At 21.8% G+C, this 23,964-nt stretch carries 24 protein-coding genes and 2 pseudogenes; 15 read left to right on the top strand and 11 right to left on the bottom strand.

Annotated elements, in window-relative coordinates:
• Positions 1–39: 39 nt before the first annotated feature.
• From SPIRDC1_RS08830 to SPIRDC1_RS08815, 3 genes are all read right to left on the bottom strand, one after another.
• Entirely contained in the window at positions 40–327 is a 288-nt protein-coding gene (locus tag SPIRDC1_RS08830; protein WP_174481473.1) for a hypothetical protein, read from the bottom strand.
• A 570-nt stretch (positions 328–897) separates the two neighbouring features.
• Complete coding sequence (locus SPIRDC1_RS08820; RefSeq protein WP_174481471.1) at positions 898–1,845, bottom strand: rolling circle replication-associated protein; 948 nt, start codon at positions 1,843–1,845, stop codon at positions 898–900.
• Between the two features lie 330 nt (positions 1,846–2,175).
• Complete coding sequence (locus SPIRDC1_RS08815; protein ID WP_174481470.1) at positions 2,176–3,294, bottom strand: Mbov_0401 family ICE element transposase-like protein; 1,119 nt, start codon at positions 3,292–3,294, stop codon at positions 2,176–2,178.
• Between the two features lie 211 nt (positions 3,295–3,505).
• Here SPIRDC1_RS08815 and SPIRDC1_RS08810 point away from each other — a divergent pair, with 211 nt between their 5' ends.
• Positions 3,506–4,198 (top strand): lipoprotein, encoded by a 693-nt coding sequence (locus tag SPIRDC1_RS08810; RefSeq protein ID WP_174481469.1) that lies wholly within the window; start codon positions 3,506–3,508, stop codon positions 4,196–4,198.
• A 571-nt stretch (positions 4,199–4,769) separates the two neighbouring features.
• Here SPIRDC1_RS08810 and SPIRDC1_RS08805 read toward each other — a convergent pair.
• The 7 genes and pseudogenes from SPIRDC1_RS08805 to SPIRDC1_RS08775 form a co-directional block, all read right to left on the bottom strand.
• Positions 4,770–6,482 carry a hypothetical protein gene (locus SPIRDC1_RS08805; RefSeq protein ID WP_174481468.1) on the bottom strand — a complete coding sequence of 571 codons (1,713 nt, stop codon included), beginning with the start codon at positions 6,480–6,482 and terminating at the stop codon, positions 4,770–4,772.
• Between the two features lie 152 nt (positions 6,483–6,634).
• Positions 6,635–6,881: pseudogene (locus tag SPIRDC1_RS08800) on the bottom strand (transposase); the annotation flags it as partial.
• A gap of 167 nt (positions 6,882–7,048) precedes the next feature.
• Positions 7,049–7,927, bottom strand: a complete 879-nt coding sequence (locus SPIRDC1_RS08790; protein ID WP_174481466.1) for a hypothetical protein — start codon at positions 7,925–7,927, stop codon at positions 7,049–7,051.
• Positions 7,878–9,119, bottom strand: coding sequence for a hypothetical protein (locus SPIRDC1_RS08785; RefSeq protein ID WP_174481465.1), 1,242 nt, complete (start codon positions 9,117–9,119; stop codon positions 7,878–7,880). The genes SPIRDC1_RS08790 and SPIRDC1_RS08785 overlap by 50 nt, the downstream gene beginning before the upstream one ends.
• Positions 9,120–9,137: 18 nt before the next feature.
• Positions 9,138–9,260 (bottom strand): hypothetical protein, encoded by a 123-nt coding sequence (locus tag SPIRDC1_RS10390; protein WP_255495889.1) that lies wholly within the window; start codon positions 9,258–9,260, stop codon positions 9,138–9,140.
• A 4-nt stretch (positions 9,261–9,264) separates the two neighbouring features.
• A complete protein-coding gene (locus tag SPIRDC1_RS08780; RefSeq protein ID WP_174481464.1) occupies positions 9,265–11,604 on the bottom strand; it encodes a hypothetical protein in 2,340 nt (779 codons plus the stop codon).
• 3 nt (positions 11,605–11,607) lie between these two features.
• Complete coding sequence (locus SPIRDC1_RS08775) at positions 11,608–12,375, bottom strand: hypothetical protein (protein WP_174481463.1); 768 nt, start codon at positions 12,373–12,375, stop codon at positions 11,608–11,610.
• 1,153 nt (positions 12,376–13,528) lie between these two features.
• Here SPIRDC1_RS08775 and SPIRDC1_RS08770 point away from each other — a divergent pair.
• From SPIRDC1_RS08770 to SPIRDC1_RS10565, 6 genes and pseudogenes are all read left to right on the top strand, one after another.
• Positions 13,529–13,738, top strand: a complete 210-nt coding sequence (locus SPIRDC1_RS08770) for a hypothetical protein (RefSeq protein WP_174480717.1) — start codon at positions 13,529–13,531, stop codon at positions 13,736–13,738.
• A gap of 17 nt (positions 13,739–13,755) precedes the next feature.
• Entirely contained in the window at positions 13,756–13,878 is a 123-nt protein-coding gene (locus SPIRDC1_RS10385; protein ID WP_255495914.1) for a hypothetical protein, read from the top strand.
• Positions 13,871–14,512: a PD-(D/E)XK nuclease family protein gene (locus tag SPIRDC1_RS08765; protein WP_174481462.1), complete on the top strand. Its 642-nt coding sequence runs from the start codon at positions 13,871–13,873 to the stop codon at positions 14,510–14,512. Before SPIRDC1_RS10385 ends, SPIRDC1_RS08765 begins: the two co-directional genes overlap by 8 nt.
• Before the next feature lie 3 nt (positions 14,513–14,515).
• Positions 14,516–14,740 (top strand): hypothetical protein, encoded by a 225-nt coding sequence (locus SPIRDC1_RS08760; RefSeq protein ID WP_174480719.1) that lies wholly within the window; start codon positions 14,516–14,518, stop codon positions 14,738–14,740.
• Positions 14,733–14,924, top strand: coding sequence for a hypothetical protein (locus tag SPIRDC1_RS08755; protein WP_174480720.1), 192 nt, complete (start codon positions 14,733–14,735; stop codon positions 14,922–14,924). The genes SPIRDC1_RS08760 and SPIRDC1_RS08755 overlap by 8 nt, the downstream gene beginning before the upstream one ends.
• Before the next feature lie 110 nt (positions 14,925–15,034).
• Positions 15,035–15,639 (top strand): annotated as a pseudogene (locus tag SPIRDC1_RS10565) (recombinase RecT); the annotation flags it as partial.
• Positions 15,640–16,727: 1,088 nt separating this feature from the next.
• On the opposite strand, the gene SPIRDC1_RS08745 reads toward SPIRDC1_RS10565, so the two are convergent.
• Complete coding sequence (locus SPIRDC1_RS08745) at positions 16,728–17,123, bottom strand: terminase small subunit (protein WP_174480391.1); 396 nt, start codon at positions 17,121–17,123, stop codon at positions 16,728–16,730.
• A gap of 416 nt (positions 17,124–17,539) precedes the next feature.
• Between SPIRDC1_RS08745 and SPIRDC1_RS08740 the strand changes: the two genes are divergently transcribed.
• From SPIRDC1_RS08740 to SPIRDC1_RS08705, 8 genes are all read left to right on the top strand, one after another.
• The gene (locus SPIRDC1_RS08740; protein WP_174479968.1) at positions 17,540–18,535 is read left to right on the top strand and encodes an IS3 family transposase; all 996 of its coding nucleotides are present in this window, start codon (positions 17,540–17,542) and stop codon (positions 18,533–18,535) included.
• Positions 18,536–18,551: 16 nt separating this feature from the next.
• Positions 18,552–18,797, top strand: a complete 246-nt coding sequence (locus SPIRDC1_RS08735; protein WP_174481460.1) for a hypothetical protein — start codon at positions 18,552–18,554, stop codon at positions 18,795–18,797.
• A 281-nt stretch (positions 18,798–19,078) separates the two neighbouring features.
• On the top strand, positions 19,079–19,891 hold the full coding sequence (locus tag SPIRDC1_RS08730; protein WP_174481459.1) for a hypothetical protein: 813 nt from the start codon (positions 19,079–19,081) through the stop codon (positions 19,889–19,891).
• Entirely contained in the window at positions 19,891–20,364 is a 474-nt protein-coding gene (locus tag SPIRDC1_RS08725; RefSeq protein WP_174481458.1) for a 23S rRNA (pseudouridine(1915)-N(3))-methyltransferase RlmH, read from the top strand. Before SPIRDC1_RS08730 ends, SPIRDC1_RS08725 begins: the two co-directional genes overlap by 1 nt.
• A gap of 12 nt (positions 20,365–20,376) precedes the next feature.
• Positions 20,377–21,048, top strand: a complete 672-nt coding sequence (locus tag SPIRDC1_RS08720) for a uracil-DNA glycosylase (protein ID WP_174481457.1) — start codon at positions 20,377–20,379, stop codon at positions 21,046–21,048.
• A gap of 109 nt (positions 21,049–21,157) precedes the next feature.
• Positions 21,158–22,105 carry a hypothetical protein gene (locus SPIRDC1_RS08715; protein WP_174481456.1) on the top strand — a complete coding sequence of 316 codons (948 nt, stop codon included), beginning with the start codon at positions 21,158–21,160 and terminating at the stop codon, positions 22,103–22,105.
• Between the two features lie 18 nt (positions 22,106–22,123).
• Positions 22,124–23,248, top strand: a complete 1,125-nt coding sequence (locus SPIRDC1_RS08710) for a bifunctional folylpolyglutamate synthase/dihydrofolate synthase (protein ID WP_174481455.1) — start codon at positions 22,124–22,126, stop codon at positions 23,246–23,248.
• A gap of 132 nt (positions 23,249–23,380) precedes the next feature.
• Positions 23,381–23,959 carry an ECF transporter S component family protein gene (locus SPIRDC1_RS08705; protein ID WP_174481454.1) on the top strand — a complete coding sequence of 193 codons (579 nt, stop codon included), beginning with the start codon at positions 23,381–23,383 and terminating at the stop codon, positions 23,957–23,959.
• Positions 23,960–23,964 lie beyond the last annotated feature (5 nt).

The raw sequence follows: 23,964 nt of genomic DNA, 5'->3' as shown, positions 1-23,964 counted from the left end.
AAATAAAATGTAATATACTAAAAACAAAATTAGACATAATTAATTACCTACTTTTATTCCAGTAACATCTTGTGTTTGTTTATGACCCTTAGCAATTGCTTTACCAACTGAAACAGAAGCCTTACCAATTTTCTTAACACCATAACCTAAACCTAATGTTGGTAACATTAATTCGGGTAAAATAACCCTAAATGCAAATCTAAGCAAAATCAAAAATATCATTAACGTACCTAAATTAAAACCTAAATCACCAAGTGGAAAACTAAAAAACTTCATAAAAATTGAAGCAAATAATTGCATAACAGTTGTAATAAAAGGTATAAACATAATTTCACATCCTAATGTCTTGTAAATCTAAATAATCCTAAAATTAAATAAAATACAAAACTAACATTTATTAAAGCAAGAATAGGCAAAGGTAAAGTGTATAAACTATCATAAAAAAACGACTTAATAAAAAGTGTCACAGTATGTAATCCAGCAAAAGAACTTANTTTTTCAATGAATTTCTTTTCATTTTTCAATTTTTAGTTTTTTTTGTTGACATGCAACATCTGCTAATAATTCTAAATTTTCTAAATTTTCTTGTTTATTTAATCATTCTTTTACCTTATCAAAAGAATTCAATTTTGCTTGTTCTTTTTCAGTAAAATTAATTAATTTATTAAAGTTTTTATTAATAATTCTTTTTCAAATTATATTTTTCTTTTTATCTTTCATACAAACTATCCTTTCAAAATAAAAACCCATTTACTTTGGTATAAAAGTAATGAGTTAAAAACTATAATAAAAATGAACATTAATAAGAATTGCGATAATTACTAATGTTCATTAACCATTATATATATATATATATATATATACAAGTAAAATTATAGAAAAAATTAGTTTTTTTTTCTAATGTAAAACTCTTTTCTTAAAATCAATTTTCTCAACTTTATTACCAAAAATTTTCTCTGCTCAAGTCAAAACATCTTTATCTCTTTGAATTAAATAAGCAATTTCACTGGTTCGTAAATAATGCTTATATGATAAAACACTTAAATATACATATCTTTCGTAATCTTCATAGTCTTTAAAATAATCATTAACAACAGTACTTTCAATAATACCACCAATCATAACAGTATCGCCATTACTATCTCTTTGAGTTTTAAAATAAAATACATTTGTTGCATTAAAACTTGCTTTAATTATATCTCCAATTGTTATTTTTTTAATTCCACGAACTATAATAGGATTTTTACAATTACGACTAAAAGCATACGCTCTTACACCTACATCTGTCTGATTTATAGATTTAACATCATCCATTGCTTTTGTAACATATTTTCCTAAATATTTAATAACAAATTCATTTGTACCTTTTTTAACGACTTTTAAATCATTAAAACCGTGAGTTCATCATTCTGCTAACATACTTTTATATATCTTTCTATTAAAAATTATATGAAAATGAATAGCTCCACGTTCTTGATATTCATAAACATAAAAATATTTTAATTCTCCCAAATGTTCAAAACGTTTAGGGTCATTTCATCATTTATTTAATTTAAGAAAAAATAAACGAATATCTTTCTTTGCTTTTTTAATATCTTGTATATTATCTTTATACGTTAAAGTAACAAAACTCAACATTTTACTATCATAAAAATTATGTAAAGCTTTTTGAATTAAATTATTTTTAGTACGAATAGTATTATTTCTTAATTTTTGTTTATTAACAATATAAGATTTACCACTAACATTTCCAATATTATTTAAAAAAGAAATAGGTAATACTATATTTTTTACATAACAAGCATAAAAAACTTTTTTAATATAAAAATCTTGTTGAATATCCATATATATCCATATAAAATTTCGCAATTCTAAGTTTTAAAAAACCAATTTTATATATTTTAATAACAAACAAATCTTAACATAAAAAATTATAAAAGCAAATATAAAACAATTGTGATACTTAATTAAAACAATTGTGATACTTAATCAAGAAATAATTGTAATTATATGCAATTGTAAATAAATCTTACTAATAAATTAAATGAATTACAATTAAAATACAAATATTAAAAAAATCACTAATAAAATTTAATATTTATACACAACAAAAATTCTTATTAAACTAAAAGTTAATAAGTTTTTAATATTTTTTATTAAAAAATAAAATTTTGATTATGTTTTACAATTTATTTGATTACATTTAAAAATAACCATTTTAATATAAATATTTATGCTATATGTTCTATTACCAAGCATTTCTTTTAAAATATGTCAAATATTACCTTCTGTAAAACAACCTATATTTCACTTTGCACCTTGATTTTCAATACCTTGTTTATTATTTTTAAAATATTGTTTTTTTAATTTTTTATGGTTTTTTAATATTTCATTCATATATTTTATTAATTCATCATATTGACCATTTTCAATAAAATTTCTACAAATCTTATATTCATTTCAATATTTTCCTTTATTTCCAGCGATTATTCCAACATATAATTTTTTAACTAAATGGAATTTATCTAAAACAAAACTTGCACCTAAATAATCAGCAACTTCTTTAATTCATCCTGCACTATCTCCACAAATAATAATTTTTGCTTGGTCAAAATTTTCAAAAAATCTATTTCCTTGTTCTTTAATAAATTCAGCAGTTTTTTTAACACCAATTGCTGTTTTTGTTGGTCTTATTATTACATCTGCTCTTTTATTAACTAATTTATGATTAACATTATCTGTACAAAATAATACTAAACGCATTGAATATTTACCAGAATTGCGTTTAAATTTTCAAAATTTTCGATGTCCATCATCAATACTAATATAAATAAATTGATTTGGTTCTAATTTTATTTTAGGAACATCTAATTTATTAACTTGATATTCTTGAAATAATCTACTAATACTTGTTGTACTAAATTTTGTTTGCTTCATAGTATGTAAAATATCAACATATCTTTTTCCATCAGCAAAATGTTCAATAACATTATTTTTGATATCCTGACAAGTTCTTTTATATTTAGGTAATTCTAATTCTTCATCTAATAAACAAACTCTTACTCATTTTTTTAATTGTTCATCATAATATTTATAATCACGACATTTATAAGTAACAAGACCATTGATAGTATTTCTAGTTCTTTCTTTAATTTTAACTGGAATATATTTTCTATCTCTTTCTTTTAATATTCTTCAATCTGTTTTTTCTCATTGATTTTTTATATCATCTCTAAATGATTGATACATTTTTTTGGTTGCTTCTTTTAAAGTTCATAAATAATTAAAACTCATATTTTTTCTCCTAACTATTTTTTAAAAATCTAAATTTATTGTAAATATTTTAAAAATATTAATTTACTTGTTTATTATATACATATATAAGTGTAATTTTAAATAAAATAAAAATTATTTAAACATTTTCTATATAAATAGCATAAATATAATCTTTTTATTTAAATTAATTATAATATTTAATGAAAAAGGTTATAAGGAGGTAAAAGATATGAAGAAATTACTAAGTATGATAGGAGCAATGATTTTAATGGGAACAGCAAGTGCAAATGTGGTTGCATGTGATGGTGGAGAAAATCCAACACCAGAGCCAAGTCCAACTCCAAAACAAAAGATTGATTTAAATACTAAGATTAAAAATTTAAGTGTTGATATTCTTTTTGATGCAAATAAAACAAATCAAGAACTTGATTCAAAAATTTTAAGTGATTTTTATTTACGAGTATTAAAACCAAAATTAGTAAATCCAACAATGAAATATTTTAGTGATGTACAAGGCAAAACTAATGTAAGTAATCAAAAACAAAAAGCAGGTGACTTGTATGTAGTTATTACTGCTGATAATGATGATACCAATTATCAAGGTTCAACAAATCCAATTAAAATATCTTTAAAACAATATAAATTAAGTGATATTACCCAATTAATTGGTTTAAATTTGACTGTTGATTCACTTAAAAAATTTAAAGATTTTGATTCGATAATTTTAAATAATGATGTATTTAAAAATAAACCTATTTCATATAGTTTTACAACAGTTACATATTATGAATATAACCCACAATCAAAAATTAATTCTGATAATGCTCAACGAAAAGGAAACTTTTGAGTAGTTATTAAAGCAGATTTTTCAGAACCTAATTGATATGGTGAAACACAAAAAATTAAAATTACTATAAATTAAGTTATTAAATCACTTAATTTATGAAATATTTAATTTGATTAAAAAAGATAAAAATAAATTAATTGAAATGAAAGATTATATTCATATAAAAATGTAATTAAGGATAAAATAATGCTACTGTGAAAAAAAGCATCTTCACATTTGCTATATAATAAGCAAGTTTAATATAATTAATAGTATAGGTCTCATAAAATAAACGCCTTTAATTTAGTCGTTATTTTGTATTTAAAAGCATACTTGTAAAAATATCAAAAAATAAGTACAATTTAAAAGTAAAATTAAGAAAAAAGGAGTAATTTAATATGAAAACATGAATAAAAACAAATTTTTATAAAATAACATCAATTTTAGCATTATTTCTTGCTACAACTGGTTTAATAGTTGGTTCAATAGCACAACATAAAACAAATNCTTAGCAATTGAAAATATCACAAAAAAATGAACATTGCCTATTCAAAATTGAAATACAGCAATTGCTCATTTTATGATAAAATTTGAAGACAGAATTAATCTGAACTAGTACTTTGTAAAACAAAGAAACACAGATTACTAAAAAGCCTCATTTTGATAATTAAATTTCTATATTTATATAAGAAATATTCTCATTATATTTATCAAATAAATTAATATTTTTTAAATTAATTTCTTGTTTATCAGTTATTAAAATCAGATCATAATTACCAGCACTAAATATTCCACTAATTTCAATTCGATTTAAGTTATTAATCGGATTTTCAATTTGTAATTCAAATTCGCTATTATTATCAATTTTTAAAATTTCTTTATAAAATTCTAATTTGGAATATAATTGAGATTTATTTGAGCCATATAAATTTAAAGCATTTTCAATTTTATTGTTACTAATAATTATTCTTGTAAAATACTTTCCATATTCACCATTTGATAATGTTCAATCTGCTGGAATTAATGACGGAATGTTATTACTTTCTAATTCATTTGTAATAGATAATCAATTAAATTGATTACTATCTAGTTTAAATAATTCATTTTGACTAATATCATTATTTTTTGGTTTAATATTATTTATATCAGTAAAATGAAAATATGGAGATTTTAATATTACTTTTACATCTTTATATTGTCAAATATCACCTTTACTAGGTTTTATTGGACTTGATTTTAATTCAAAATAATAAGGCAATAATATTTTATTATCATCATTTAAACCTTTATTTATTGATAGTGATGAATAAATATATTTTGATAGCATAATAAATACTTGCTTAAATATTTGCATTTGTGGTAGATTTATATAATTTGGATAATCAAATTCTCATTGTCTAAACAAATTAGTAATTACTTCATCGGGTTTTTGTCCCTCAAATTTATCACGCAATTTTGCTATTTCATTCGTTGGTTGATGTTTTTTTTCATCATATTCTGCACCATCAAAACCTCTATTATAGTTATATGTATAACTTAGCATATCTAATAATAACTGTTGTAAACTATCAATAGTTGGTGCATCTTGTATTTCAATTTCAATATCATCAAATTTATCATTTGTAGCAACATAACTATAAAATTGACTTTCACCGGCAAAATTTCAAACTTCTTTATCTTTTAATTCTTTTTGTTTTTTCAATGGTCACTGACCATTTCAAACAGTACCCATTTCATATCCTAATCAAGCATGAGTTATTCTTGCATTATTAATAACTTCTCTTCTTGTTACAGAACCACTACTAATTTTAATTAAGTCTAAAACTGATTTTTCTTGTCCAATAAATTGTTTTGCTAAATGTCAAGGTAATATTTGTTCACTAAATCATTGTTGTAATATTCTAACTTTTGGTTGAGTTTCAATTGGCATTGATAATAGCGGAAATGCTATCTTATCTTTAACAAATAACTTTGGGTATACTTCCATATTGTCAACTTCACCAAGTACCTTTATATTGCCAAAAATCATGCTTCTAGGGGCTTTAATTTTTAAACCAATTACTTTGGTATCTTTATCTAATGGTTTTTGTAATTTAATAATGATTGGATAACCATCTCTTGTTTTAAAATCTTTAATTTTAATAATAGTTATACTTTTAGTACTTCTTGTTTTTGGATTTTGATAGGGTTGAGAATAATTATTAATGATATATAAATTATCAATATTATTTTCAGTTAAAGGTTCATTTATACTAACTGCATATAACTTAAATTGATTTAATAAATTTATTTCTTGAAATATTAAATTTTTAATATCAGTCATACTATATTCAATAGTATTATCATTAATATTAGTACTTGCTCTTTGATTTAATTGCATAGTAAAATCTGATGTTTCAACACCAGTAGTTTTTAATACTTTATCAATATCAATAAAACCTATTTTAATAGTGTTTGCTGAAAATTTTAAACTATTATTTTCATTATTTTTGAGGCTTTTTAGTAATCTGTGTTTCTTTGTTTTACAAAGTACTAGTTCAGATTAATTCTGTCTTCAAATTTTATCATAAAATGAGCAATTGCTGTATTTCAATTTTGAATAGGCAATGTTCATTTTTTTGTGATATTTTCAATTGCTAAGTAAAAAATTTTAAAAACTGCCATATCATTAGGAAAAACTTTTTTATTTCTAATAACTTTTCGTAATTGGCTATTAACAGATTCAATAGCATTTGTAGTATAAATTACCCTTTTAATTTCTGCTGGATAACTAATAAAANCTTAGCAATTGAAAATATCACAAAAAAATGAACATTGCCTATTCAAAATTGAAATACAGCAATTGCTCATTTTATGATAAAATTTGAAGACAGAATTAATCTGAACTAGTACTTTGTAAAACAAAGAAACACAGATTACTAAAAAGCCTCAAAAATTTAAAACTGTCTATCCAAAAGTGGTCCAGTATTTAGGGCTAACCACCAAATTTCAAGGTAATATTTGTTCACTAAATCATTGTTGTAATATTCTAACTTTTGGTTGAGTTTCAATTGGCATTGATAATAGCGGAAATGCTATCTTATCTTTGACAAATAACTTTGGGTATACTTCCATATTGTCAACTTCACCAAGTACTTTTATATTGCCAAAAATCATGCTTCTAGGGGCTTTAATTTTTAAACCAATAACTTTCGTATCTTTATCTAATGGTTTTTGTAATTTAATAATTATTGGATAACCATCTCTTGTTTTAAAATCATTAATTTTAATAATAGTTATACTTTTAGTACTTCTTGTTTTTGGATTTTGATAAGGTTGAGAATAATTATTAATGATATATAAATTATCAATATTATTTTCAGTTAATGGTTCATTAATAGATACTGCATATAACTTAAATTGATTTAATAAATTTATTTCTTGAAATATTAAATTTTTAATATCAGTCATACTATATTCAATAGTATTATCATTAATGTTTGTACTTGCTCTTTGATTTAATTGCATAGTAAAGTCTGATGTTTCAACAGCAATAGTTTTTAATACTTTATCAATATCAATAAAACCTATTTTAATAGTGTTTGCTGAAAATCTTAAACTATTATTTTCATTATTTTTAAATAAACGTTCAATTTCATAAATATAAATTGTTCTTTTTTTAAATTCATCATATGCTCTATTAATATCAGGATCACTAGTAGCACTCATCATATTAGTAAAATCATAAGGAATATTATCAATTAAATAATCATTTTCTACTTCTGCTTGATTTAATTTAGTTTGTTTCTGTGGAAACTTCGTTTGTGGTTTGTTGTTGTTTTCCATTGTTCTCTCCTATTAATTGGTTATTTTCGGGATTAAATAATTTTAATTTAACTGTTAAGTTATTAATTTCTTGTTCATCATTAATATTAAATGTTTTACTATTTAATAAATCTTTATCTACGGTTACTAATATTTGAATAAATTTAAGAATATCAATGTTAAATTGTCATAATTTTTGTTCAATATAATTAATAGTTGAAATATTTACTGCTGTACTTTCGGGAACTGATTGTTGTGCAGATTTCTTTTGACTTGGTATATGAATACCACAACGTTTAAATATTTCATTAACATTTCAATCGTATATATCAGTTAAATTTTTACCTTTAAAATTACTATTTGTCATATTGATATTTTCATTTTGTTCATTATTATCTCCGCCACTTTTAAATATGTAGTTTTTAGTAACCAAAGTTCTTACTGCTTCTTCTAATGCTGATTGAACATTACCATAAGTTTGACTAAATATAAATTTAGGTGAATTTAAAATGGTATCTAAAACAATTTGTTCATAAATAACATCTAATGCTTTAATTTTATCCATTACTTTATCACAATCTGCTAATTCATTTGCTTTATTTCGCATAATTGCTATTGGTATATAATTAATATTTAGTGTTTGTTCTTGTAATAGATTAGGATTATTAATAAATGAGTTAAAATCTAATGGAAATTGGTTTTTACTATCATTAATACTATAAATTGCACGGTTAATTATTACTTGTTCATTATTTAGTGTATAAATTTCAAATAATCTTACAGTTTGTGCATTTTGTTGATAACTGTCATAAAAAATAGTACATTGAATTAATTTACCAGTAATATCATAAACTCTTTGTTGTATATCTATGACTTGAAAATATAAATCATCATTAGCAATATAAATTAAATAACCACTAATTCCTAATTTGCTTAATTTAAAAATAGAATTTCAATTTTTTCTATAAAATTCTTGTTGAATTAAATATTGTTTAATAGTTTCATTATTAATTTCTAATGGAGCATTATATAAATTAGCATTATTTTCTGCTACAAAATCAGTAAAATAAGTTTCATGATTAAAATCATTAAAACCAAAATAATTTAAAATTGAAGCATGTGTACTTTTATTTTTATTAGTTAAAAATTTTACTTTTTCATTTTGATTATCACTAATATTACTTTTTTCTTTTCTTTTAAATAGACTTAACATAATATTCACCACCTTTTTTTAAAATATTTGATTAATTTTTAATACAATTTTTACTATAATAAATATAATTAAACCAGCAACAGCAGAAGATAATAATACTCCAATTAAACCTAAAATAATTTTTATAATTTTAAAAAACATAATATTATTCCTGTAATTCTTCTAATTTTCATACATTACCTTTTAAATTACCTTTTCCTGTATAAATAGTAATCAATTTAGCATGTTGAACTGATAAAATTACTATATTAGCACTATCATTAAAGGTTTGTATTTGTACACCAGCAATTTTTTTATCAGTTATAATAAATTCTTGAATAGTATAAACTGGATTATATATACTTCAAGAATAATAAACTCTATAATGTTTATTCTCTTTAAAATCATAAGTAATTTGTCAATTATCTCATTTATTTTTTTCTCTTGTTCCTACTTCTTTTCATTTTGGAATACTTGGAATTGGATTATTTTTTAATTCAATATCTCAACAATTTTCTTCAATTTCATTTGTTTCTAAATTATTAGAAATAATTTTTATTGGTTTATTCATATTAATTTTATTTGGTGAAATAATATTTAATGTATTACTAGTAATTTTATAAATATTTTCATTATTTTCTTCTAATTCTTCTAATTTTCATAAATTACCGTTTCTTGTATTTCCAGCTAATCAAGTAAATATTGGAGTATTTGTTCTATTACAAATTAAATAAGGTTGAGAATGATTTATATCAAATGTTAATTCAGTATTACTTCCTTTTGAATAAATAAATTCTTCATAAATATAAATATCAGATAATATTAATGTTTGTCTTCTAATACCATAATTAAATCATATACGATATCTTTTATTTTCTTTACAATCATATGTAATAGTTTGATTAACTCCATTTATAACACTTGTAGCAACTATTAATCACTTTTCTTTATCTTGCTTTTTATCTAATAAATTATCAACATATTGTTTTGTAGTTGCATCTTTTTCTTGTTCTGGTTCACCTATATCAACAATTCTAGTATTATTTGAAGTAATAATTCTTTTTTCTTTAGGTTGAATAATATTTGGACTATTAGGGTCTACTTCTCATAATGATTCACTACTACCACCAGTAGCACTAATAGTATTAGTTTCTTTATCAATAGTAATATTTTCACCAGCAATTAATTTATTTTGTTTTTTATCTAATAAATTATTAGTTTCTATTTTTGTATAATAATCACGTTCAGTACTTTCTTCTGCTATAAATTCAGTTGGCGTATCTATTCCTTGATATTGATATATTTCTTTTATATCACCAATTAAATTAATTTTTCCACGTTCAGGATAAGAATTACCACCACCACTAAATTCTTTCTTTTTATTGTTATAGTAAATCGTTCCGGTATTTAAAATTCTTTTATTTTGGATTTGTTCACTATACGTCATGGAATCAACATTTAACAATTCAAATTCATTAAAAACATTATTTAAATAAATTTTAATTACTTTATAAAATTTCATAAAGTTATTTTCTGTTGAATATTGATAACTGATTTTAATAAAATATCATTTAAATGTTTCTATATTATTATTTTCAACTTTCTTTCATAAAGGACTAGTTTCAATATTAAATCAATTATTTTTGATATCATCAATGTTTTCATTTGTTTTAGTTAATTCACTATTTAATTTGGTAATTTCATTTTCATTTGTAGTAATTCGTTTTTGCTGTTTAGCAGAAAAATCACAAGTTGGTGCATGTGTATAATCACCAATTTGTGGATTATTTTGTAATGCTTCTGGTGGTAATGTTCCAATTTCATCTGGTCAATCTAAAATCATTGTTTCAGTTTCTTTATCATAATCAGTTGCAACATAACCTTTATTAATAAATTTACTAACAGGACCTCTATATATTTCATTTTCATTATCATCAACTAAATCATCATATAATTTAATTTGTTTTAATAATGTAAATTCTTTTTGTTCTTTTATTAATTCATCAACTTGATTTCTAGTATAAAATGCTTTTAAGTCAATTTTTTCAACATCTATTTCATCATTATTATAACTTGAAAATATTTGTTTTAATTCTGTTAATCTTGCTCATATTTTCATTCTACTAGGTGCTAAATCTCAAACATTAATTGTAGGAGTACTATTTGCACTAAATTGATTACCATTATTAAATTGAATAGTAGCATCAACATTAAATTCAATTGGTGTACGATTAAATACTCAATGTTCAACCATAACATAAACCATATCTCTTAATGTTTCTTTAATTAATTCATCTTTAAAACTATCAAAAGGAAATTTAGATAAAATAAAATCAAGATAAGCATTAATATCATTTTGAGCACGAATAGCAAAAGTTTTAAATCAATCATTAACAATTGGTCATGTTTGTATATATTGCTGTGGCGTTTCTGTAATTTTTCCAGTTAATGGATATCAGTTATTATAATTTTCAAGACTGACATCAGTTCAAAGTTTATTAATCATAATTTATCATTCCTTAAAAAATGCTTGTTTATAATGATGAGTATGTTTTTTTGTTTTTTTATGTGTTATATGCTCAATTTCTTTTTGTATTTTATTTTTACCTTTTTTTAATTTTTTCTTACTTTTTGTTACAACTTGACTATATGCAAACTTTTCTAAATGATGTAATAATCCTGTACCAAATAAAGTATTAACTGAAAACTTTAAACCAACATTTTTAAATGATTTGTTAATATTTTCAATAGGATTATTAATAACATTAACTACTTTATGATAAGTTCTTACTATTCTAAATATTTCTCTATATACTTTAAAACTATCTCTAATTACTTGTTGTACCACTGGTGGAGCAAATGCTATTGCTTTTAATCATTTATTACGATTAACACCATAACCAATGTATCAACCACTATATCAACGATATCAGTGAAATGGATGTACTTGAGTAACAAAAGTTTCTGCTTTAAGAATACTATCAACAACTGTAATTGGTTTATATTTAGGATTGCGATGATAAATAGTAATTGCACATTTATCTAATGATAAAGGTTGAATTTTACAACCCATAAATACTGGTGAATTTAATGGAATTAATTGTGCATGTTTAATTGCTTTTTTCTCTGCACTAGTAAATAAATCTGTTGCTTTTTCTTTTAATTTATTAATTTTTTCAAATGCTTGTTTTTCAAATTTTTCAAATTTTTCTTGTAATTTATATATACTTTCTCGTAATTTTTCAAAATATGGAGTATCTTTTCAAAATGGGAGCATACCGATGTTGTCAATAATATTCAAATTTGTCTTAAAATTATAAAGTTAGACGAGAATAATTTTGACTTCAATATGCAAGGGCGTATTTCAAGTCTAGTTATAATTTAATTTTCTTTAAATAAAAGACAAAATAAATTATTAATTGTTGGTATTATTATACCATAGTATTTATAAAAAATAAAGTATTTTAGTGTTTTATTTTTATTAATATAATTTAAAAATTCCTAACTATTTAGGTTTAGATTTATTAAATTTTATAAATTTAAACAAACACTTTTAATTTATTAATTCTTGCTTGTTTTAATTTTAATAAATTAAAAAATGCTTCTTTTGAATAAATTTTTGCATTATTATTAGATATTGATTTTATTAAATGATAAACATCACTTTCAGCACTACAACCAATATTTCAAATAGCATTTTGATTTTCAATACCTTTTTTATTATTTTTAAAATATTCATATATTTTTTCATCAGCATTATTTTCTTTTAAATAATCTAATAATTTATAATAATTACCATTTAAAAATAATTTATAATAAGCATAATTTAATTTTTTATTATTTTCTTTTGTTCTTTTACCTTTTCCTACAATAAATACTTGTTTTAATTTTTGTAATGGATGTCATTTATCTACAGCATAATCAATTTTTAAATAATTAGCAGTAGATTTAAGATAAGTTGCACCATCACCAGTTAATTTTAAATTTTCATTAGTATAACCAATAAAAATATTATCTAAATTAGTTATTATAGATTTACCAAATTCTTTTTTAGTAATTCGGGCGCATAACTTTAATGGATAGATTCATAATTGGATAACAAAGAACGATATAACTATCGTTCTTTTTTTGTTAAAAGATTAAAACTTAATAAAACTGTCGTAGAAGTCTAATAGTGAGTACAAAATGTAAATACTTCTATATCAGAATAAAAGAGCATTTAATGTTAAGCAAGTTAAAATGTTACACTGTATCGCTTAATGTAATTATAGATTAATTTGAATAGCCTTATTATGGCTCAGTAAATAACCCATTAATCTATATTAATAATTACATTTGTATTATTTAAAAAAATAGGGGGTTTATATATAAATACATACCTCATTAACAATATCATAACACAATAAAAAATTAAAAGGAGAAAAATAAATATGAAATATATTTACTTATTAAAATATGAAGTCAATTATACTAATCAAATAAAATTTAAAGCATTTTCAACTGTAGAGCATGCTAATAATTATCATAGAAATTATAAACATCATTTAATTAAAGATGCTTATATTGAAAAATATGAAATATTAGTAATGGAATTAGACATAAATTTAAATAATAAGGAATTAAATAAAAAACTTAATTAATGAAAGGAAAAATATTTATGGAATATAGAGAATATAGAATGAATAGTTCTTGTGATAAATGTAGAAAACAATCTTCTTTTGGTAATAGATTATGTAATAAATGTTTTTGAATATTAATAGGTAGAAAAAAATATGAGTAAATTTATTTTTAAAAAAGAAACTCATCAATATTTTTTAGAAAATAAAGAATTAATATCTGTTTCTAGAATTATTGATAATTATTTAGGTTTTGGATATAGTCATATAGCACCAGAAGTATTAAAAAATGCTTCAGTTCGTGGTAAATGAGTTCATAAACTTAATGAATTATATTTACAAAATATTAATCAAGAAAATATAATTAATAATTTATTAAAAAAATTAAAACCAGTAACTAATAATATAAATTATTCTTATTGTAAAAAATCACTTATATTTTTACAAGAAAAATTTAAAAATAAAAATAATTATGAATTTATTATAGAAAAACCTATTAATGATAGTGTAATTGCTGGAACACCAGATTTAGTTTATTGAGATAAAAAAGAAAATAAATATTATTTAGTAGATTATAAAACTTATGCCTGTATAGATGATGATAAATTAAAAAGAATTAAATTACAATTAACTGCTTATTATTGTATGTTACTTGCTAATGGTATATGGCCATCTAATAAAACTTATGTTTATTTAACTAATAAAAATACTCAAAAAGAAATAGAAATTGAAATAACCAATGAATTAATACTTGAATGAATAAATGCAAAAACAAATTATTTTAAAGGAGAAAAATAAAAAATGGAATATAAATTGGAATATTGTAAAAATAAAAAATGTAATTTTAATGAATTATTAGTTAAAAATCTTAATGCTAGAATTGAATTTTTAGAATATCAAATTGAAGAAATTAATTTAAGTCAATTAAATTTATGAGAATTAGATGTGTTCAGAGGTCAAATTAAAGAATTAAATATTTTAAAAAATAATATTAAAGAATGATTAAGAAGAAATAAAAATGATTAATGAAAAAACAATTAAAGAAAAAAATATTTATTCTTGTAATTCAATTGAATTTGATAAATTACCTAAAAAATTAGATAGTAATTTAAATAATTGAATTGTTATGAATAGTCATTTAATAGTTAATCCTAGTAAAAATATTGAAGTACATTTAGATAATAGATTTAAAACAATTAAAAAATGATAGGAGAAAAATTATGGATAATCAAACTTTAATTTTATTAAAACACTTAGGAAAAATTAATAAAAAATTAGATGAAATTTTAGAATTATTAAATAAAAAAGGAGAAGAAAATAATGAGTAATAATACTAAAAATGAATTAAAAATTCCTAATTTTATTAAAAGTAATAAAGAAGAATTATTAAAATTTAGAAATTATTATGAAATGATTAGAAATTCTAGTAAAGATTTAAGAAATATGAATCAACAAAGTTTATTTAATGCTTTATTTAATTTATATAAATTAAATCTTTCAATTAATCCTATTAAAAAAGAATTAGCATTAATTCCTTATGGTGATGAATTACAAGTTCAAATTCAAGAAGATGGTTGATTAACATTATTACAAAGAACTGGATTAGTTGTTGATTTTCAAAGAGAAAAAATAACAACAGCACATAAATTTAATAAAGAAAATAATAAATGAGAAATTAATCCAGCATTAATTTTTGAAAGAAAAACAATTAATACTATTGGTTATTATTGTTATATTTCACTTTTAGATAAAAATGGTAAAATTAATAATTTTTATAAAGGAATGACTGTTGAAGAAATTAATCAACATAAAGATAAATATGGCAAAACTTATAATAAAAAAAGTCAAGAATGAAAATTAAATCATATATGAACTTCTGCTTTTGACCAAATGGCTTTAAAAACAGTTGTAAAAGCATTAATTAGNTATAATCATGAATTAACTTGATATTTAATTGCTGTATCATTTAACATTTCAATAAATGTATAATTACTAAAATCACAATATACAGTTAAACCATATTCATATAACAAATTATTTTCTTTTGCTAATTTAATATAAAACTCAACTACTAATCTTGCTAATTGTTTATTATCATAGCGAATTAATTTATTTTCTATTTTTAAACAATCAATAACATTAACAAATTTAAAATTATAATCAAAACCTATTAATAAACATGCTAAAGCATCATCTTTAAACCCATAATCTAATCCAGCACTAAATCTATAACTTGGTTGTAATAATCTACTAATCTTATGAATTAAATGTGAATATATTCCACCAGATTCATAACCAACTAAACCATGACTTCTTACTCTTGCAGATATTGGGTCTAATTTTTCTATTTCTAATAATTGTTGTTTATCACTATCTTTTAAATAAGTATTTAATTTTCAATTTTGATAATGATAAATAGTATTATCAATAATAGTAAATTGTTCATATTCATTAATAATTTGTTTTTCATTTTGTGGACAAGCATTTATAGTTTTTTTAATAAATTCATTTAAAATACTTCAAGGATTACAACTTTCAATTTCTAATAATTGATTTGCACCACGAATAGCATCTTTTAAATCTTGATAATCATTTTCAGTAATTTCATATCTTTCATCACTTCATATAATTACATAATCATATAAATAATTACTTGCTAATCCAGTTAATTTAACATTACTATTATCTTGTGAATGTAAATATTTACAAGTTATTTTACTACCATTAAATTCAATACTTTTTTTAGTTTCACTAATAATAAAATTAATTGATGGATATGTTGCTCTAATAATTTGCTTTAATTCTTGTCAACTATCATTTAATTGTTTTGACATATTACGAATTAAATAAGCATGAATATTAATATTATCTAACATTAATAAAATACCAAGAAATTCAATATCACTAAATGTTTTACCAGATTTACGACTACCTAATTGTTTAATTTTAGTAATATTTAAAGGTTGTTTTAAATACATTCTTTTAGCAATATCTAATAAATAACCAAAATTACTTAACATTTATTCTTACCTTTATTTTCTAAACTAATTGCTATAGGGGCGACGTTATCACTGTTTTTTATATCAATTTTTGTAGATAAATGATATTTATTAACATATGCTCTTTTTAAATATCATGATGAAGTACCAGCATTTGAAGTTAAATATCTTTGTAAATTTAAGTGTTCAATTTGAGAATGCGCTCAATTAATTTGTTGTAAAAAAGTATTTCTCTTTTTTTGTTTTCAAGTCCTAATAGTACTTTCAGTTATATCTAAATAAATTAACATTCCTAATTTTGTAGGAACTTCTTTAAATTCATTACAATGAATAAAATAATTTTCTAATGATTCTCTTAATTTTTTAGCATCATTAAAAATTGTTCTTATTTTTATTTTTTCTTCTTGCACATAAAAATCTCCTTTCATATGCTTTAAAAAAAGAAAAATTATGATATAATTAATATAATCTTTAAGTTAGACTTCGCTAGTAATAACTTATTAACTTTATTAATTAGTTCATATATTCTTTTATTTAATTTTTATAATATAATTATAACAAAAAATAACAAATTAATTGTTATTTTTTTTCTTTTTCTTTAATTTTCTTATCTCTTCATTCTCTATATTCTTTAGCAGTAAGTTTATTTTTTTCTTCTTTCATTATTTTTTTAGATTGTTTTATTTCGTTTCTTATTTTTAATAGTTTTTCAGAGTTTGCTACTTAGCTACTTGCTACTTAGCCCTTTTTACTAGACCATTAATTTAAAAAAAACTTGAATGTATTCGAAAAACAATTGTGTTATACAATTAACACTAATTTTGACATGAAAGGATTTTTAATAATGGATAAAATTAAACAAATAGCATTAGTAATTAACAAGTTAAATATCAAACAAAAAATTCAAATTATTGATGATAGCAAAAACCAATATTCAATTAGATATCTTTGCCAACATCTTCAACTAAACCGATCAACATATTATTTTGTAAAAAACAAACAAAACCCTATTAAAAAAGAAAAAAATCAAATTAGTAATTGTACACATAAATATCAAGAATTATGCCAACTTTTACTTGAATTTCATTTTACAAGAAAAGGACAAATTTATGGCTATTTACGAATTTTTTCAGCATTTAAAGAATGATTAAAACAATACAAACATATTATTTTAAATCTAGAATTATCAACAAAACAAATGCGAAAAATTATGAAAGATCACAATCTTCAAGGATTAAAACAAACTAAAAATAACTATCCTAAAAACAAAAAAAATCCAAATAAGTGAATACCTACAATGGATAAAGTAAACAAAGATTATAAAAGTACAACCTCTTCAAATCAAATTTGATCAATGGACACTAAACAAATAAATACTAAAGAAGGTTGATTATATCTTTTTGTAATTATTGATTTTTATTCAAATAATATTGTAAGCTATAATACATGTTCAAACAAATCCTATCAAGATTTAATCCTTCCTGCACTTGAAAAAATAAATCAACAATTCTCTTGAAACCAAGTAAAAAACGTTATTTTACACTCAGATAACGCCAACGAATTTTATTGTCAAGACATCACAAATTGAGCTGCTGATAAGCAAATAATTTTAAGCAAAAAACAACCTTATGATATTGGTGGCAATGTAATATCTGAAAACTGATTTTCTCATTTATCTCAAGAATGACTACCTAAAGGTTCAAATCAATATTTTTCTCTCAATGAAGCTATAAATGATGTAAACCAATATATTATGTTTTATAATTACGAAAGAATACATTCTAAATTTCTAAAACCACCAATTTCACAAATAAAAATTTAAAACTGTCTATCCAAAAGTGGTCCAGTATTTAGGGCTAACCACCGTAAATAAAGAAACTTTAAGGATTTTTGAAAATAATAAAGAAGGTATTATTAATCAAAATGCTAGTTGAAATATTGGCTGTAGTGCTGAAAGTGATATTCAACATTTAGTTAAATCTCAAACTAAAGGTGCAAAAATATATGCTTATCCAACGTTAATTAATATGTTAATGGCTAGAGCCAATTATTTAAATAATAGAAATTATATTAATAGTGCTTAAAATAATACAATTTAATATTTTTTAATTCTAATTTTAAGATTAGGATTTTTGTGTTATTTAAATGTAATTTTATAATTATATTTTTTAACATTTTTAAAATTTGTGGTATAATTTAATTAACAAATATTTAGATTTGCTAGTTTTATTGTTTGAAGTTAGAAAATCTATCCGTTATATTAATTCCTCCCTATATGAATTTCCTTTTGCTTTTTATAAAAAAATAAGTTACAATTCTTAGTGAATATTTAATTATTATTTAGTTTAAGGAGAATAACAATCAAATGCGTAAATTAATCACTTTATTTTCAACACTTAGTTTACTTTCTTCTTCTGTGAGTACTATTGTGGCTTGTGGTACTGGAGATGGTTCAAAAATTCAAACAAATTTTGAAAACGAGCCATCAAACAAAGAAGGTGATCCGTTAGTTGATTATGTTTATAATAAATACTATCAATATGATACTAAACTTTTATACAAACCACTCGCTGCATTTATGCAACTAGCAGCAGACAAAATTAGAATTGATCGTAATGCATTAGAAGTTACAGATGCTGCTAGGGATTTTTATAATAGTGACCAATATAAATCAGGTAATTATGAGAGTATTAATTATAATGTTAATAATGATCCAGATAAAGTAATGAATAAACCATTTAGTTATAAAGATGCAAATGGAAGTCTTTTAGTTTTTGGTTTAACTGATAATGATATATCTAAACAGCAATATTATGGTTATTGATATGTTACATATGAAACAGCAACAGAAGCAGAAAACCCTTCAAAAGTTGCTAAAACTAGTATTGTTTCACCAAAAATTACTGACTTTAAAGATGATAAAAATAAAACCATTATTAAAAAAGGTTGAATTCATTTATTCTTTATAATGAAAGATTCAAAAATGAACAAGACTTTTAAAATTGATTTTAATATTCAAATTGATGTAATTTTTAGTTTATGAGTTGATAAAAATAAAAAAGAAATAGTTGTTATTAATCTAAATACTATTGATAGAGCTTTGGGTGATGTTGATTTTCGTAACCCAGATAAAGTGGTTCATGAAAGAATAAATAACATGGCTTTTTCAGAATTATAATGATAAATATTAAAATTGTTTGTATTGGCCAGTTGTCACAAACATATTGAAAATCAGCCGCCAAAGATTATTTAGAACGAATTAAAAAGCGAACTAATATTGAAACAAAAAATATTATCGAATCTAAATTAAATTCAATCCCTAATAATATTAAAATTGAAACCAATAAAATCACCGAATACATATCAAAGAATAATGATTATCAGTGATTTTTATTAGATTTATCAGGACAATTAATAAGTAGTGAACAATTATCACAGATGATTAATAAAAATCAAATTTATCAACAAGGTAAAATTGGTTTTATTATTGGCGGTAGTAATGGTGTAGCACAAATATTAAAAGACAATATTAATTTAATTAATATTTCCTTTGGTAAAATAACATTACCTCATCAATTATGTTATGTTGTTTTATTAGAACAAATATATCGTTCATTACAAATACTTAATAATCAAAGTTATCATAAGTAGTAGGTGAAAAAAATGTATAATAAAACTTTATTTGTTGATTCTTCATGATTAGAATTTTTTCAACAAGAATATAAAGAAGCATATTTTACTAAATTATTAGAAGATATTAAAAAGGAATATCAAACTTATCTTTGTTATCCTCAATGAGAAGAAATATTTCAAGCTTTTAAAATAACTCCTTTATCAAAGGTTAAAGTAATAATATTAGGTCAAGATCCTTATCATCAGCCAAATCAAGCTCATGGCTTAGCATTTAGTGTTCAAACAAATACTCCATTACCACCAAGTTTAAAAAACATTTTTCAAGAACTAAAAAATGATTTAAATATTGAAAAAGATAATGATGGTAATTTAACAACTTGAGCTAAACAGGGAGTTTTGCTTTTAAATACAACTTTAACTGTCAGACAAAGTCAACCTAATAGTCATTTACAATATCAATGAGTAACTTTTACTGATCATGTTTTATCATTTTTAAATTTAAACTGTACTAATCTTGTTTTTATTTTATGAGGTAAAAATGCAAGAAATAAAAAAATGCTAATTGATACAGAAAAACATTTTATTATTGAGAGTGCACATCCTTCACCTTTAAGTGCTTATAATGGTTTTTTTAATTCAAGACCATTTAGCAAAACTAATAATTGATTGATTTCAAAAAATAAAACTCCCATTAAGTGATAAAAATAAAAAATACTAATTTTATTATATGTATTTAAGCAAACAATGTTATGATATATTTGTTAAAATTAATATAGTTTTAAAGAATATTTCGGGAATGGTGGTTATTTAAATGCCCAATAATTTAATATTTAATCACATATTTTCTCAACGATATGATTTAAATACCTTAAATTTATTTAGTAGATCTACAGCTATTTATTTAATTATTACTTTAAGTAGCATAATGTTAGCATATATTTTAATGAATAGTTTTTGAAAATGATTTCGTAAAGATAAATATAAAGGTGTTCGTTTTACTACTAAAAATATTGCTTATATAACAATGTTATCTTCGGTATCAGTTGTGGCAACTATTATTGTTTCTATTACGATACCCATTACAGTATTACCACCAATTAGAATTGCTTTTGAAGGTTTAATGATTAAAATAACCGGTTATATGTTTGGTCCAATTATAGGTATTATTTGTGCTGCAGTAACAGATATTTTAGTAATGTTATTTGTTCCTTCATATATTAGTATTTATTATATGTTTTGTATTATTTTTACTGGTTTTTTAGCAGGAATTGCTGGAATATTTAAAGTAAAACTAAAAGATTATCCATGAGTTATTTTTGCTTTAATTAATTTTTTTATTATTTTCTTTGCTGGTGGTGGCATGTATATTGTTATTTCAGGTAAGCAATCATCATATTCTATGTCAGGAATTATTGTTAATAAATATGTTCTGGCTAGTATTATGGGTGGTGGTGGCATTATTGGCCTATTAAGTATTTATAGTGTTTTATTTTATTATTTATTGAAAAAAGAAATTTATAGAATTAAAGAAATTTTACCAATTATTTTATTAGTGGTAGTAGCTGAGTATGTAACAACAGTGCTTATAGCCGCCTATGCTGATATGACTTTATTTGATCCTAATGCCAAGGATTATGGAGCAACAGCAATTATGAGAATTGTGCAAGCACCTTTTAAAATTATAATTAATTCAATTATAATTTATGTGACTTGAAGAACTGTTAATCCTTTAATTAATATTGATAATAATAATTATTAAATAAAGGATTTTAAAAATATGAATGAAGAATTTTTTAAAAAAATATCTAAATATTCAAATAAAGATTGTTTAAAAAAATTAAAAATTATTAGTCCAAAATATTTAAACAATAATATTAAGTATATTCATGTAACTGGAACAAATGGTAAAGGTTCAGTATCACGTTTAATTTTTGCTATATTATCACAAACCTTAAAACAAAAAATTGGTTTGTTTACTTCTCCCCATATTGAGTTTGTTAATGAACGAATTATTGTTAATGATAGAATGATTAGTAATCAAGATTTAGTTCGTATTAGAGACTTGATTTTTGATGATATTGAATATTATCAATTAGGTTTTTTTGGTATTTTAACTTTAATTGCATTAATTTATTTTCAAGAACAAAATGTGCAATGAGCAATAATTGAAGTTGGGATTGGTGGAAAAATTGATCCTACAAATATCATTGATGCAACATATGCTATTATCACTTCAATTGGTAAAGATCATCAAGATAGACTTGGTAAAACTACATCTGAAATATTACATCAAAAATTGGGAATAGTAAAACCAACGACAAAAAATCTTTTTATTTCAGGTAATTTAAATAATAAATTAAAAAAGCAAATTGATATGGAAGGTTATAAACCTATATATTCTCCAAGATTAATCAACCAACCATACTATCAAGAAAATAAAAAATTAGTTTTAACAGTAATTTCAAAAACATTTTTAGAAATTAATATTAAACAAGCTTTAAAAATCATTAATGATACTAATATTAGATTACGATTTGAGAAATATCAAATTAATGATAAAACTATTTATTTTGATGCTGCTCATAATATTGATGGTATTAAAGCATTAATTAAAACGCTAAAAATTAATAAAATTATTCCTCAACAAATTATATTTTCTTGTTTAAAAAATAAATATCCACAAAAATTAATTAGTTGTTTAAAAAAAGTCTCAGATAATATTATTATTTGCAGTAATAGTAATTTAAATAGTATTACTGGTGAATTTTTTGATTATCAAAAAATGATTGAATGTAGCCCTCATAAAATAATTTTAATTACGGGTTCTTGTTATTTTTTAGCAGATGTTTATAATTATTTAAGAACAAAGAAAATAATTCTGATAAAAAAGGGTGGTAATTAAATGAATGTGTTGTTATTGAATATAATTGGTGGAGTGTTAATTTTAATTACTTTTTTATTGATCACATTTTTTGATTATAAAGATAATAAAAAAAAGATAAAGCAAATAAAATTTATTTGCTTAAGTGGAATAATGTTAGCATTAGCTGTTTCTTTAAATACAACAGGTGCTTTAATGTTAAAAAGTTTACCATTTTCTAAATATTTTGAAATTAAATTGGGTAATTTTATATTAGTTTTAATAGGTTTCTTTTGTGGTGGAATATTAGGATTTCTTAGTGGTATTGCCAGTGATTTTTTAGGTTTATTATTTAGTACTGGTGGTGCATCACCATGTTTATTTTTTACTTTTACTAGTATTTTATGATGTATATTACCTTACTATTTAGTATTAAATTTTAGTAAAATTTATTATAGTAAAAAGACATTTTATTGATATTTGCCAATTGCTTATGCTATTACTTCATTAATTATTACTGGTACTGATCCTATTGCATTAAAAATATTATTTCCTGGATTACCACCTTTATGATTAATGTATTTTCCATTAAGAGTTATAAAATATCCTATTGATTTAATGGTTAATGTTTTTTTAATTACTACTTGTTATTCTCCACTAAAGAAAACTTTAAATTTAGAAAATCAATTTAAAAAATATTATTTCGCTACAGATCCGCAATCTTTACAATATAATAGAGTACCTGAAGAATAAACCCA

The organism is Spiroplasma endosymbiont of Danaus chrysippus (genome assembly GCF_902809815.1).
Lineage (GTDB): Bacteria > Bacillota_I > Bacilli_A > Mycoplasmatales > VBWQ01 > Spiroplasma_E.
The sequence above is the reverse complement of the archived record's forward strand: the minus strand, read 5'-3'. Positions and strand labels throughout refer to the sequence as shown.